Source organism: Bacillus sp. JAS24-2 (assembly GCF_008274905.1).
Lineage (GTDB): Bacteria > Bacillota > Bacilli > Bacillales > Bacillaceae_G > Bacillus_A > Bacillus_A cereus.
The window spans coordinates 3689844-3704125 of the sequence record NZ_CP031068.1; the positions used below are offsets into that span (position 1 = coordinate 3689844).

Genomic DNA, 14282 nt, shown 5'->3' on the forward strand with positions numbered 1-14282 from the left:
TCGTTATAAATGTTCTCTATATAAAAACAAGTATTATACGGATTTACCTTCTTTTTCTTTATAAACAAAAAGAAAGTTTCATTCTATGCATAAGGAATCCCCCTCATTCAAAGGGGGATTCCTTATAGTTGTTCTTTTAATTTTTTCAATGCTTCTGCAGCAGCTTGTTGCTCTGCTTCTTTTTTCGACCTACCACTACCAAGACCTAAAGCTACGTTATTTAACGTAACACGTGACACAAATTCTCGATTGTGAGCTGGTCCTTTTTCTTGCAAAATTTGATACTCAACATTGCCACTGCCATCACGCTGAATCAATTCTTGCAACTGACTCTTATAATCCATCACATGAGAAAAAGCACCCTCATTAATTTTCGGATATACAATTTCTTTTAAGAATTCCCAAACTGTTTCTAGCCCTTGATCAAGATAAAGGGCACCAATAAACGCTTCAAAGACATCCGCTAATAAAGCTGGTCGTTCACGTCCACCTGTCATTTCTTCACCTTTTCCTAATAAAACAAGGCTGCCAAATGACAATTCGTTCGCAAAACGAACAAGAGATGGCTCACATACAATAGCTGCACGTAGTTTTGTTAACTCTCCTTCGCTCATTGTCGGATATTTTTGAAACAGATACTGTGATACAGTCAGTTCCAATACTGCATCTCCAAGAAATTCAAGACGCTCATTATCTTCATGCGGTTTTTTTCGATGCTCATTCACATACGATGAATGCGTAAATGCTTGAATCAATAATTTTTCATCTGTAAACGTAATACCTATCTTTTCTTGAAACACTTTAAATGCTTCACGATATTTTGTTTCGTATTTTTTTTCTCTATATTTTCGGTACGGCATAGGTCCCTCCAGATATAAGCCAGAAAGCCCCGCTAAAAAACGGGACTTCACTTAAGCATTATAGATGACTCTCTATGTAAGTCACAGCATCGCCAACAGTAGCAATCTTTTCAGCATCTTCATCAGAAATTTCCATTTCGAATTCATCTTCTAATTGCATTACAAGTTCTACTACATCTAGGGAGTCTGCTCCTAAATCTTCCTTGAAGCTTGCAGCTGGTACTACCTCAGTCTCTTCTACTCCTAAACGATCAACGATGATTTTTGTTACGCGCTCTAAAACATCTGCCATTCCATTCACCTCCCCTCAAATATTATATTAAATATTGACCAAAAAAACTAGGTGAAATCGATTCTTTTATTACATTACCATACCGCCATCAACATTTAACGTTTGACCTGTAACATATTTGCTTTGATCAGAAGCAAAAAACATTACAGCATTCGCGATATCTTTCGCTTCACCAAATTGAGCAGCTGGAATAACTTTTAACATTTCAGCTTTAATATTCTCATCTAGTACATCCGTCATATCAGTCGCAATAAAGCCCGGCGCAATTGCATTCACAGTAATATTTCGACTTGCTAACTCTTTTGCAGATGTTTTTGTTAATCCAATAACACCCGCTTTAGCAGCAACATAATTAGCTTGCCCTGGGTTTCCTATAACACCCACAACAGAAGCGATATTTATAATTCTACCGTGACGTTGACGCATCATATAACGAGATACTGCTTTTGTACATAAGAATACACCTTTTAAGTTTGTATTAATAACTGTATCCCATTCTTCTTCTTTCATACGCATTAATAAATTATCTTTTGTTACACCAGCATTATTTACAAGAATATCAACTTGTCCAAATGTATCTACTGTTTGTTTCACCATATTTGTAACATCATCAGCATTTGCAACATCTGCTTTTACCGCAATTGCATCAGAACCTAATTTCTTAATTTCATCTACTACTTCATTTGCTTTTTGTTCATTACCTGCATAATTTACTACTACATTTGCCCCTTGTTTCGCTAAATCGATCGCAATCGCGCGACCAATTCCACGTGAAGCGCCAGTTACTAATGCTACCTTCCCTTTTAACATCAGTTTTCTCCTCTCAAATTTGAAATGGTATCTTTTAATGTCTCTTCATCATATATCGCATATGCTTTCACTGATGAATCAATTGACTTCATAAGTCCAGCAAGTACTTTTCCAGGCCCAATTTCAATAAATGTATCTACTCCCTGCTTCACCATACATTCAATAGACGGGTACCATAATACAGGCGAATAAAGCTGTTCGATTAACTTTTCTTGAATGTCGGCACCACGTGTAATAACATCCGCCGTAACATTTGCAATAACAGGAATGTTCGTATCATGAATTGTAATTTCATTCAAAACACTTTGAAACTTCTCAGCTGCCGGCTTCATAAGTGAAGAATGGAATGGCCCACTTACTTTTAGTGGAATTGCTCTCTTTGCACCATTTTCTTTCGCTCTTTGAGAAGCAACCTCTACGCCTTGCTTCGTTCCAGAAATTACAATTTGCTTCGTACTATTCATATTAGCGATTTGCACTGCATATCCTTCACTTGTTACTTCTTCTGTAACTTGTTTCAGCATATGTGGGTCAGCACCTAATATAGCTGCCATTGCACCTTCCCCGCCCGGAACAGCTTCTTCCATATATTCCCCGCGTTTCCTTACAGCATATACCGCATCTTCAAAAGTTAATGCACCAGCTGCTACAAGAGCGCTATATTCACCTAAACTATGACCAGCGACAAAGTCAGGTGTAATGTCATACTCTTTCAAAGCTGTCAAAATAGCAAAACTCGTTGTTAATAATGCAGGCTGCGCATTTGTTGTTAATGTAAGCTTTTCCTGCGGTCCTTCAAAAATCACTTCTGAAAGTGAATCTTGCAACACCTCATCTGCTTTTGCAAACACTTTTGCAACCTCTTTATTATTCTCTGCTAATTGTTTACCCATTCCAACTGCCTGTGAACCTTGGCCCGGAAAAAGAAATGCTATTTTTCCCATTTCAAATCCTCCTCTTATTGGAGTGACTCTTTCTCCATTACGCTTGAAATCGTAGGAATTACTTCTTTCGCTACCATTTCTCTCGTTTGACGAATCGCACTAAATATCGACTGGTCATTAGAAGAACCGTGAGCCTTAATGACAGGTGCTTTCAATCCAAATAATGCAGCTCCTCCATACTCCGAATAATCCATTTTATCTTTTAATACCATAAGTTTTGGCTTTAATACCGCCGCTGCTAATTTACTCGTAAATGAACTCATTAATTGTTCTTTCAACATAGAGAATAGCGCAAGTGCTGTTCCCTCTAATGATTTCAACGCTACATTCCCTGTAAAACCATCACATACAACAACATCTGCTACACCTTGCAATAAATCTCTTGATTCAATGTTCCCAACGAAATTAATTGGCGCATCTTTAAGCATTGCAAATACTTGCTTTGAAAGCTCGTTTCCTTTTCCATCCTCTGTTCCAACGTTTAATAGTCCAACGCGAGGATTTTCAATTCCTCTTACCTTCTCAGCATAAACAGATCCCATTACTGCATATTGATATAAATGAATTGGTTTTGCATCAACATTTGCTCCAACATCTAACATAACAAAACCTTTTCCATCTACAGTTGGCATTGTAGGCGATAAAGCTGGTCGCTCAATTCCTTCCATACGACCGACAACAAATAATCCAGCTGCCATTAAAGCTCCTGTACTACCTGCGGATATACAAGCGTCTGCTTCTCCATCCTTTACTTGTTGTGCCGCAAGCACCATTGAAGCTTGTTTTTTTCGACGAACCGCTCTTACTGGTTCCTCCGTTGATTCTATTTTTTCGTCTGTATGAAGAATAGTAATTCGTTCATCACTCGTTAAGTATTGACGAATTTCCTCTTCTTTCCCTACTAACGTAATATGTAAATCAGAATATTCCTTAATAGCTTTCATTGCCCCTAATACTACAGCCTTTGGAGCGTGATCTCCGCCCATTGCATCTATTGCGATTTTCATAAGTTGTTACCTTCCTCACTATAATTACTAGATCGATACATTTCAAAAGTGCCTGTAAAAACAAGTTCTTCTCCAACGAAGCTACGCACTTTGACAACCGTCCGTCCCTTATCATTCTCTACATCTTCAACGCGCGCTTTTGCAACAACACGCTCTCCTAATTTTACAGGGCGAATGTATCGAATGGTAGACTTTGCAGTTAAAGCTAATTCTTCATCAATAACTGCAACAGCTAGTGAGTTTGCTTGCGCAAACAGATGATGCCCACGGGCAATTTGATTTCTTTTAAATACATGTTCTACCTTTACTTCAAAGATAGAGATTGCATGTCTATCTAATTCAATATCAATAATTTCTCCAACAACCTCTTCTAACGGTAAAGATTTCACATCTTCTTCATGTTGCTTTGTAGCTACATGTTTAATTCTCTCTCTTAATTCAGGAATAGACAATTCCATACGATCAAGTCGTACTGTTTGTATACTCACTTGAAATTTTTCCGCTAAATCTTCATCCGTAATAAAAGGATTTGATTCGATTGTTTGTTGTAATAACTCTTGTCTTTCTTTTTTACTTCTTCTTTTTTTCATACCGCACCATCCATTTTTATGACTAGGTACTAACAGTAGTATATAATCATTAAAAGTAGAATGCAACAAAAACTTTTGTTGACTCCCTTTAATCGAGCTTCTCTCCTTGGAACACCCCTGTCCCATCAAGATACGTACGCAAGGCAGCGTACTGATCATTGTGCCAAAACGCTTCTGAATCTACTAGTATCGCCGCATCTTGCCTTGCTGTTTCTAACGCTCGATAATCATGTACCATGTCAGCAACCTTAAATTCTGGTAAGCCACTTTGCTTACTCCCAAAGAAATCTCCAGGACCTCGTAATTCTAAATCTTTTTCTGACAATACAAATCCATCATTTGTTTCAGTCATTATGCGCATTCTTTCTTTCCCTGTTTCTGATTTAGGGTCTGCTATTAATAAACAATATGATTGCTCACTACCACGGCCGACACGCCCTCTAAGCTGATGAAGCTGCGATAAACCGAAACGTTCTGCATCATAAATAACCATTACAGTCGCATTCGGTACGTTCACACCTACTTCAACAACTGTTGTCGATACAAGAATTTGCACTTTATTTTCACTAAACTGTCCCATTATCTCTTCTTTTTCCTGAGACGATAATCTCCCATGCATCAATCCAACTTGGCATTTCCCTTGGTAATGATGCGTCAGCATACTATGTAAGTCGATAGCATTTTGCACATCAAGTTTCTCAGATTCTTCAATTAGAGGACAAATAACGTATGCCTGTCTTCCTTTTTTTATCTCCTTTTCAACAAAACCGAGAACGCGATCTAACATATCATGTTTTGCCCAATATGTTTCAATCACCTTTCTACCTGCTGGCATCTCATCGATTATCGAAACATCCATCTCTCCAAATGCAGTAATTGCAAGCGTACGCGGAATTGGTGTCGCTGTCATAAATAATACATCTGGACTTTCACCTTTCTCCCGTAAAACTCGGCGCTGCGCTACACCAAATCGATGCTGTTCATCTGTAATAACGAGACCCAACCTATGAAATATAACTTCATCTTGAATTAAGGCATGCGTTCCAACAAGAATATCTATTTCTCCTTGTTCTAACTTCGCTAAAATTTCTCGACGTCTCGCACCTTTAACAGAACTTGTTAACAGTTCCACCTTCATACCAAAATGCGAAAACGTTTCAGCAAGCGACTGATAATGTTGCTCAGCTAAAATTTCTGTAGGAACCATTAAAGCACCTTGATAATGAGCTAATTTCGATGCATAAAGGCCAATCGCAGCAACAACTGTTTTCCCAGAACCAACGTCACCTTGCAATAGTCGGTTCATCCGATAAGGAGATGTCATATCTTTCAAAATTTCATCTACAACTCGGCGCTGCGCACCCGTTAATGGAAACGGCAGTGCATCGATAAATTCTTGTAATTCTACTGACGGAATCTCTTTCTTCGTCCCTTTTGAATTTTCCCTCTCCATTTTCCGGAGCGTTTGCATTTTCAGCTGAAATAAGAAAAATTCTTCATATACAAAACGGCGACGCGCTTGCTTCAAATCTTCCTGTCCTACCGGAAAATGCAATGCCCTAAGCGCTTCATATCTTGGTAATAATTTATATCGCCCTAACAAACCATCCGGTAACACTTCGACTATAGAATCTCCATATTCCTTTAACGCTTGAGCAATAAAACGACGCATCTGTTTTACTGTAAGTTTCCCCTTTACTGAATAAACAGGTTCCACTTCTTGTTGACGTACAACCGGCCCAAAATGAAGTTCTGATACAGCAATTGTTTGACGATGTTGATCCCATTTACCAGTAATCGTTACCGTTTCATCTAACTTTAATTTTTGCTTATAGTAAGGCCTATTAAAACATACCGCCGTAATTAAATAACGACCGACGAGAACACGAACTGTTAAACGCGATTTCTTCTTACCATAATATTGCAGCAAAGGAGCACTATGAATCTTCCCTTCAACCGTTACACGTTCATCATGCTTTACTTCAGCAAGATCTTTCATCGCATAATCTTCATAACGGTATGGAAAATGTTCTAATAGATGAGAAACTGTATAAATACCCATCTCATGTAGTAACTCAGATGTTTCTCCTCCGATCCCCTTTACATCCGTAACAGGAACTTGTACAACATCATTCAAGATTCTCACACCCCGTCACATTATTTTCTTTATTGCATTTTATTTGAGTACCAATTAGCATCTGTAATCGCTCTCTTTCACCTTATATATTCTATCATAGGCATTCTAAGAGAAACTACTCAAATCCCTTATATAAAACAAGTAAAAAAGAGCCTCACTATTAGCAGCAAGGCTCTTTTCTCTCTTCAATATGCTAGCCTTTTGAATAAAAACTAGTAATAAACTTCATATTACTACTTCTTATCCATTAGCAAGTAAGTAATCCATTTATTTTCAAAACGAATCTTATCTTATTCTACAGAGAAGATGAAAGAATACACTGGTTGGTTTCCAGCATGCACTTCTACTTCTGCATCTTCAAATTTCTCTTCTACAAATTCAACTAACTCCGCTACTTCTTCGTCAGTTGCATCTTCACCTTGTAGAATCGTTACGATTTCAGAATCTTCATCAATAAGCGCTTCTAGTAATTGCTTCGCAGCTCCTACTTTTTCAGCATTTGTAGATACAATTTTCCCATCTGCAATACACATGAAATCATCTTTTTGAATTGCTACACCATCAATTTCCGTATCACGTACAGCATACGTAATTTGACCTGTTTTCACATGAGATAAAGCTTCTTGCATGTTTTCTTCATTCTCTTCTAACGTTCCAACTGGGTTAAATGCTAACATTGCTGCCATACCTTGAGGAACTGTTTTCGAACGAACAACAATAACTTCTTGATCTACAACTGATGCCGCTTGTTCTGCTGCCATTACAATATTTCCGTTATTCGGTAAAATAATGATTTTTTCAGCATTTGCTTCTTCAATTGCCTTCACGATATCCTCCGTACTTGGATTCATCGTTTGACCACCTTCGATAACTTTCGTTGCGCCGATGCTCTCAAATAAAGTTTTAATACCAGACCCCATAGCTACAGTTACGATACCATATGGTTGTTTTTCTTTCGATTGAGCTGGTTGTTCAGGAACCATAGTAGGTTCATCTAATAAAGCAGTATGCTGTTCACGCATATTTTCTACTTTAATCTTAATTAAACTACCGTATTTTTGCCCGTAGTTCATAGCGTCTCCAGGATGTTCTGCATGGATATGAACTTTTACAATTTCATCATCAGACACAACTAGTAGAGAATCACCATATACACTAATATCTTCACGGAATTTTTGTTCAGAGAAATTATGCTCTTTCACCTTTTCAGCCTCTAATTTCACCATGAATTCCGTACAATATCCATACTTAATATCTTCTGTACTCAATTGGCTTTGTACACTACGGTGATGTTCTGCGCGTACCATTTCATTCATAGATGGTTGCGTCGGTGCATCAGAAGAAATCGTTTCTCCTTTTAAGTCAGCTAAAAATCCTTCGTATACCACTACAAGACCTTTACCACCGCTATCTACAACGCCAACTTGTTTTAATACAGGTAATAAATCTGGCGTACGATTTAACGATGCGTTTGCTTCTTTCACAACGTCTTCCATAAACAAAACAAAGTCGCGCTGTTTTTTCGCAACTGTTACTGCATATTTACCCGTTTCTCTTGCAACCGTTAAAATCGTTCCTTCAATCGGTTTCATAACCGCTTTATAAGCCGCCTCTACTCCAGCTTCTAGTGCTGCAGCAAAATCAACTGTTGTTAATTCTTCTTTTTGTTCAATGGATTTAGAGAAACCACGGAACAACTGAGATAAAATAACTCCAGAGTTACCACGAGCTCCCATTAATAATCCTTTGGCTAAACTTACGCCGACTTTACCAGCATGCTGTGAAGGGTTTGCTTTCACTTCACGCGCACCTGAAGTCATAGATAAGTTCATGTTTGTACCGGTATCGCCATCTGGAACTGGAAATACGTTTAATGCATCAACAAGCTGAACATTGTTTGTTAAATTATTCGCTCCTTGCATGATCATTTGTGATAAACGTTTTCCATCAATTTTTTGAATTGACACAGATTTTCCTCCTTAATGCACATTACAAGTTTATTACTTTAACTCCTTGTACGTAGATGTTTACAGAATCTACTGCTAGTCCTACAGTTTGATCTAATGTATATTTCACTTTCGTCTGCACATTATGTGCCACTTCTGAAATTTTCGTACCATAGCTCACAATAATATACATATCAATATGTACTTCATCTTCATCTTTACGAACAATAACACCTCTAGTGAAGTTTTCTTTTCGTAAAATGTCTGTTAATCCATCTTTTAACTGATTTTTTGATGCCATACCTACGATACCGTAGCAATCTACCGCGGCACCTCCAGCAATTGTTGCAATTACATCTGTACTAATATCAATTTGACCGTACTTCGTTTTAATTTCAATTGACATCTCGTTTCCCCCTTCATAAATGGTGAAAGTGAGCTAGACTACTTTAGTTACTATCATATAATCTTTTTAAAGAAAATTCCATCGTTCTTTCTTTTCACTCTCATATTTTATGTTTTAAATTACACTTTTTTATGATGAGCAAAATAGTCCATTGTTATTATACAACATGTACCACTATAATATGTCAAGCAATTTTTATGGATTTCAACTTTTCTTCATTGACATATAGTGTCAAGTAAATTTTCTTGATTTCTTTTTTCTACGGTGTTGCATTCTCTTTTTAGTTGTGTTAAATTATAGTAGTGTTTTTAGCATCGCATAAAAGACTAACATTGAAAAATTACGTATGGTAAGGTATCAAGGGAGGGAAATATAAATGGCTCGTGTTTGTGCTATTACTGGAAGAAAAGCTCGTTCTGGTAACTCTCGTTCTCACGCAATGAACGCTACAAAACGTAAATGGGGCGCTAACCTTCAAAAAGTTCGCGTACGCATCGACGGAAAAGTTCAACGTGTTTACGTTTCTGCTAGAGCATTAAAATCTGGCAAAATCGAACGTGTTTAATAATAAAAAAAAGAGCCGATAGGCTCTTTTTTTACTATAACAATGGAAAAAGCACCGGTGATAGGTGCTTTTTTTAATCTTTTTTGAAGGTATTTAACATTGCACGAACTATTCCACCAAGAAATTTAGGTAACTTAATTGTATAAAATCTCATGGTTTCCCTCCTAATCCCCATTACTCCACTTGGTCACTATATGATGTAAGGAGCAAAATTGTTTCTTCAATCAGTGCTTCTTATCAACATTAATATGCCAGAAGTAAATGAAAAAGTACCTTTTTCCTCAACGAGTTCGTTACTAATACAAAGTGTTGATCCCCACTCTATTGTTTTATTAGTAAGAGGGTACTTAAAACCAAACAATGTAATCCCTTCCACTATTTCAGTAACTGGTACAAAAGATACATAAGGAAAATTTTTATTTTCTTCAATTATATGTGTACCCATTTTTTTAACTGTTATTTCATTTTTATTGTCCACAATACACATTTCTATCTCTACTTCTAACCCTTTTAAAAGCATCTGTATATTTGCCAAACCGTGATCAAGCCTTCCACCAGTAGCACCAAAAATACGAATTAGTGCCGGCTTCTGTTCTAATGCCCAGTTGATTGCAATTTCTAAATCCGTTTGATCTTTTTCCCGCGGAACAATATGTAATTCGTTCGTTTGCTGTCCCATCCATACTAATTCTTCTTCAGTAACTGAATCGTAATCTCCAAACGCAACAGCCGGGGTAATCCCTTTCTTTAATAGACGGTATACTCCCCTATCAACCGCTGCCCACACTACTTCCTCATTCTCGTATCGAGCAAAATCTGCGCAATATTCCGAAGGTCCTCCTGCCAAAATATGAATAATCATTTTTTCTTCTCCTCCCATTGTAAAAAGGCAATCTGCCATTCGGTAGATTGCCTTTTTACATATTTTTATCCTATCCTATAAATGCCTTACTAGGATAAAAGTTCATCACTACCCACGAATTACGCGAATTGCTTCACCGCGGTCTTTTTGATTGTATACTGCTGACCCAGCTACAAGTACATTTGCTCCTGCTTCCACACAAAGTCTTGCTGTTTCAGCATTTACACCACCATCAACTTCAATTTCCACTTCTAGATTGCGCTCTTTCACCATGTCTGCAACTTGTTTAATTTTCGGTAATACAGAATGGATAAACTTCTGTCCACCAAATCCAGGGTTTACTGTCATAAGTAATACCATATCTATATCTTCTAATACATGCTCAATCACTGAAACTGGCGTATGTGGATTTAATACAACGCCCGCTTTAATACCATGAGATTTAATTAACTGAATTGTACGATGTAGATGCGGACACGCCTCTACGTGAACAGTAATAATATCCGCTCCCGCTTGTGCGAAAGTCGGGATATAGTTATCAGGATTTTCAATCATTAAATGTACATCTAATGGTAATGATGTAATCGGACGGATTGCTTCTACAATTAACGGTCCAATCGTAATATTTGGTACGAAATGTCCATCCATTACGTCAACGTGAATGTAATCCGCTCCGCCCTTTTCTACATCTTTAATCTCTTCCCCTAATTTTGAAAAATCTGCTGATAAAATCGATGGTGCAATTTTAATCATAACTAATACCTCGGCTTTCTCTCTCTAATTTCTTCTACGAATTGTTTATAGTTCTTATAGCGATATTCTGTAATCTTCCCTTCTTCAACCGCAGCTTTCACCGCACATTTCGGTTCAGAAAGATGTGTACACCCTCTAAATTTACAGTATTGGCTCGCTTCTTTCAACTCTGGAAAACAATATGTAAGATCTTCTACTTCTATATCAATGAAATCTAGTGAACTAAAACCCGGTGTATCTGCTACTAGTCCACTCCCAATTGCAATTAATTCTACGTGTCTTGTCGTATGCTTCCCGCGTCCTAAATGGGAAGAAATATCATTTGTTTTCAGCTCTAATTCTGGACGTAGCACATTAAGCATTGAAGATTTCCCAACACCAGATTGGCCCGCAACGACAGAAACACAATTTTCTAAGTATGGTTTTAATATATCAATACTTTCTGACGTATTAATAGAAGTAAATAAAACATCATAACCCATCTCACGATAATCATTCGCATAAGCTTCAACAGTTGCTTTCATCTTTTCATCTACTAAATCCATCTTGCTAATACAAATAATTGGCTTAATGTTATGATATTCAATCAGCACTAAAAATCGATCTAACAGTCCAGGATTAAAATCTGGTTCTACTGCAGAGAACACAAGGATCGCTTGATCGACATTAGCAATAGGAGGTCTAACAAGTTCATTTTTTCGATCAAACACTTCAAGCACATAACCTTCAGTTGGATTATCTGCCTGAAAAACAACTTGGTCTCCTACAAGTGGTGTAATTTTATTTTTTCTAAATACACCTCGCCCACGACATTGCGTAACCCCTTCTTCATGCTGCACGTAATAAAACCCACTTAAAGCTTTTATAATTTTTCCTTCTGGCATAGAATTCTCCTTTTTTGTATAAGGTGATGCTGAATTTAAAAATGAATGGATTTAAATTTTCCAAATAACGATTTCAAAACCTACCATATATACTTTCGCTAATATACATTGAATTTCCCATTAAATGCAAAAAAATATTTACAGCTGCATCACTTTACTAGCTTTTTGAATCATATATTTTTGCCTGCTATACCGTCCACTTTGTAGACAGCATAACAGGCAATAATAATAATAAGTAGACTTTCACTATTATTGAGTTGGATATGGTACTTCTTTATCAATAATCGTTACTCCATCCCGTACAATTTTATAGTGTCCCTTTGAACCTTCTTGAATTACAAATTCTAAAGAAATAGTCGCTGATTCAGTAATTGTTCTCGTTTCAACCGGTCTATCCATTTTTTGCTGCATGTCTTCTTTATAAATTTCTATTGTTTGCGGCTTTTTTTCACCTGTTACAGCAGGCTCATATGGGATAGAGATATTGTCCACTTTTACCGTTTTAGTCACTTTAGGCTTTTGACCATCAGAGATAATAATAGTTACTTTATCTCCCTCTTTTAATGGTGTACCTGGTTTTGGAAATTGCGAAATTACAAGTCCTTTTTCGACTGTATCTGAATACTCTCGTTTTATATCTGACGTTAGTTTTCTCTCATTCAAATAACCAGTTACACTATTTTCAGTCCACCCCGAAAAGTCACCTGGTCTAATTTGATAAGGCCCTTTACTTACCCAGATTTTCAGTTCTTGCTCCGCTTCTATAACCATCTGATCAGGCGTCGGAATTTGTTCTACAATTTCACCTTTCGGCTTATCATTTTCAATATAATTTACCGTAACTTGTTTATATTTTTCTTCTAACTCAGCTTTTACACTCTCAAAGTTTTGACCTGTGAAATTTGCCATCTTACTTTTCTTTTTTCCACCTGATTGATAGATAGTAATTTTAGCGTTTTCTTTTACGACTCTTCCTGCTACAGGGTCCGTTTTTATTACATCCCCAACTTCAACATCATCTGTATATACAATATTAGGCTCCGTCACCTCAAAGCCCTTTTCTACTAATGTATTTACAGCTGTCGTGTATTTCATACCAGCCACATCAGGAACTTTCACATCTTTCGGAATAAATAATCCTGGAATAACCGTAAGTGCTAATGTTATTCCTATTGCTAAAAATAAAAATGTTGAAATTAAAACTTTAAGCCACTTGTTACTCCGTTTTTTCTTCTTATCTAACTCAGCTGCTTCTGCTCTTATCGGTTCTTCCACCTTACTCCCTTTTAAAACAATCGTTTCATCACTTACATTTTCAAATAATTGTTCTTGTTGAATAATCGGAATCGCTTTCGTCGCTTCCATATCTTCCGGTATGTAAAATGGTTGCTCATTTATCCTCTCTGGATATAGCGCAGTTTCAATATCTCGCTTCATCGCATTGGCAGATTGATATCGGTGAAACGGATCTTTTGCAGTTGCCTTTAATATAATATTTTCAACACTTTGCGGAATATTTTCATTCCATCTTTTTGGTGATGGGATTTCACTTTGTAAATGTTTTAAAGCTATAGCAACAGCAGATTCGCCAGAAAACGGTTGTCTTCCTGTTAACAATTCAAACATAACTATTCCAAGAGAATAGATATCTGATTGTTTATTTGCTATCCCGCCACGTGCCTGTTCTGGTGATAAATAATGGACTGAACCGAGCACTGAATTTGTATGTGTAATTGTTGTTGCACTTGTAGCTGTCGCAATTCCAAAATCTGTTACTTTTATTATTCCATCAGCTCGAATTAAAATATTGTGCGGCTTTATATCACGATGCACAATTTCAAAATGATGGGCATGTGCCATAGCGGATGTTAACTGCTCCATAATATCAAGAGCTTCTCCTATAGGTAACATCCCTCGCTCAATTATGTATTGCTTCAATGTTTGCCCTGGTACATATTCCATGACAAGATAGTATATACCATCTTCTTCTCCGACATCATACATATTCACAATATTTGGATGCGACAACGTTGTAACAGACTGCGCTTCTCGATGGAAACGTTTAATAAACTCTTCGTTATTTGAGTAGTCGAGTCTTAATATTTTTACCGCTACATCTCGGCCAAGTATATCATCATGAGCTAAATATACATTGGCCATTCCGCCACCACCAATCATTTTCAGCAGCTTATAACGGTCATTTAAGCGTTTTCCAATCAGCACGTT

The 14282-nt window shown here is 37.1% G+C and carries 15 protein-coding genes; 1 reads left to right on the top strand and 14 read right to left on the bottom strand.

The features are described 5' to 3' along the window. Nucleotides 1-122 precede the first annotated feature (122 nt). The 9 genes from rncS to DN407_RS19025 all read right to left on the bottom strand — a co-directional run bounded on the left by rncS (nucleotide 123) and on the right by DN407_RS19025 (nucleotide 8992). Nucleotides 123-860 carry a ribonuclease III gene (gene rncS, locus DN407_RS18985; RefSeq protein ID WP_149216595.1) on the bottom strand — a complete coding sequence of 246 codons (738 nt, stop codon included), beginning with the start codon at nucleotides 858-860 and terminating at the stop codon, nucleotides 123-125. Between the two features lie 58 nt (nucleotides 861-918). Next, nucleotides 919-1152, bottom strand: coding sequence for an acyl carrier protein (gene acpP / locus DN407_RS18990; RefSeq protein WP_000786062.1), 234 nt, complete (start codon nucleotides 1150-1152; stop codon nucleotides 919-921). Between the two features lie 69 nt (nucleotides 1153-1221). Next, nucleotides 1222-1962, bottom strand: a complete 741-nt coding sequence (fabG, locus tag DN407_RS18995; RefSeq protein ID WP_149216596.1) for a 3-oxoacyl-[acyl-carrier-protein] reductase — start codon at nucleotides 1960-1962, stop codon at nucleotides 1222-1224. Beyond that, nucleotides 1962-2906 carry an ACP S-malonyltransferase gene (fabD, locus tag DN407_RS19000; RefSeq protein ID WP_000515903.1) on the bottom strand — a complete coding sequence of 315 codons (945 nt, stop codon included), beginning with the start codon at nucleotides 2904-2906 and terminating at the stop codon, nucleotides 1962-1964. Before fabD ends, fabG begins: the two co-directional genes overlap by 1 nt. A gap of 14 nt (nucleotides 2907-2920) precedes the next feature. Continuing rightward, nucleotides 2921-3913, bottom strand: a complete 993-nt coding sequence (gene plsX, locus DN407_RS19005) for a phosphate acyltransferase PlsX (protein ID WP_000684098.1) — start codon at nucleotides 3911-3913, stop codon at nucleotides 2921-2923. Next, nucleotides 3910-4503 carry a transcription factor FapR gene (fapR, locus tag DN407_RS19010; protein ID WP_000747349.1) on the bottom strand — a complete coding sequence of 198 codons (594 nt, stop codon included), beginning with the start codon at nucleotides 4501-4503 and terminating at the stop codon, nucleotides 3910-3912. Before fapR ends, plsX begins: the two co-directional genes overlap by 4 nt. A gap of 88 nt (nucleotides 4504-4591) precedes the next feature. Continuing rightward, nucleotides 4592-6640 (bottom strand): ATP-dependent DNA helicase RecG, encoded by a 2049-nt coding sequence (gene recG, locus DN407_RS19015; protein ID WP_001000813.1) that lies wholly within the window; start codon nucleotides 6638-6640, stop codon nucleotides 4592-4594. A 290-nt stretch (nucleotides 6641-6930) separates the two neighbouring features. Continuing rightward, complete coding sequence (locus DN407_RS19020; protein WP_000027129.1) at nucleotides 6931-8607, bottom strand: DAK2 domain-containing protein; 1677 nt, start codon at nucleotides 8605-8607, stop codon at nucleotides 6931-6933. A gap of 22 nt (nucleotides 8608-8629) precedes the next feature. Further along, on the bottom strand, nucleotides 8630-8992 hold the full coding sequence (locus DN407_RS19025; protein ID WP_000021109.1) for an Asp23/Gls24 family envelope stress response protein: 363 nt from the start codon (nucleotides 8990-8992) through the stop codon (nucleotides 8630-8632). A 376-nt stretch (nucleotides 8993-9368) separates the two neighbouring features. Between DN407_RS19025 and rpmB the strand changes: the two genes are divergently transcribed. Beyond that, a complete protein-coding gene (gene rpmB / locus DN407_RS19030) occupies nucleotides 9369-9557 on the top strand; it encodes a 50S ribosomal protein L28 (RefSeq protein WP_000124776.1) in 189 nt (62 codons plus the stop codon). Nucleotides 9558-9630: 73 nt separating this feature from the next. Here the strand turns inward: rpmB and spoVM are convergent, their stop codons facing one another. From spoVM to pknB, 5 genes are all read right to left on the bottom strand, one after another. Further along, nucleotides 9631-9711 (bottom strand): stage V sporulation protein SpoVM, encoded by an 81-nt coding sequence (gene spoVM / locus DN407_RS19035; RefSeq protein ID WP_001213599.1) that lies wholly within the window; start codon nucleotides 9709-9711, stop codon nucleotides 9631-9633. 66 nt (nucleotides 9712-9777) lie between these two features. Further along, a complete protein-coding gene (locus tag DN407_RS19040) occupies nucleotides 9778-10458 on the bottom strand; it encodes a thiamine diphosphokinase (protein ID WP_002062149.1) in 681 nt (226 codons plus the stop codon). 69 nt (nucleotides 10459-10527) lie between these two features. Then, nucleotides 10528-11172 carry a ribulose-phosphate 3-epimerase gene (rpe, locus tag DN407_RS19045; RefSeq protein WP_000589974.1) on the bottom strand — a complete coding sequence of 215 codons (645 nt, stop codon included), beginning with the start codon at nucleotides 11170-11172 and terminating at the stop codon, nucleotides 10528-10530. Between the two features lie 2 nt (nucleotides 11173-11174). Then, nucleotides 11175-12056 (bottom strand): ribosome small subunit-dependent GTPase A, encoded by an 882-nt coding sequence (gene rsgA, locus DN407_RS19050; RefSeq protein WP_001113932.1) that lies wholly within the window; start codon nucleotides 12054-12056, stop codon nucleotides 11175-11177. 249 nt (nucleotides 12057-12305) lie between these two features. Continuing rightward, nucleotides 12306-14279, bottom strand: a complete 1974-nt coding sequence (gene pknB, locus DN407_RS19055; RefSeq protein WP_000904748.1) for a Stk1 family PASTA domain-containing Ser/Thr kinase — start codon at nucleotides 14277-14279, stop codon at nucleotides 12306-12308. Between the last annotated feature and the right edge of the window lie 3 nt (nucleotides 14280-14282).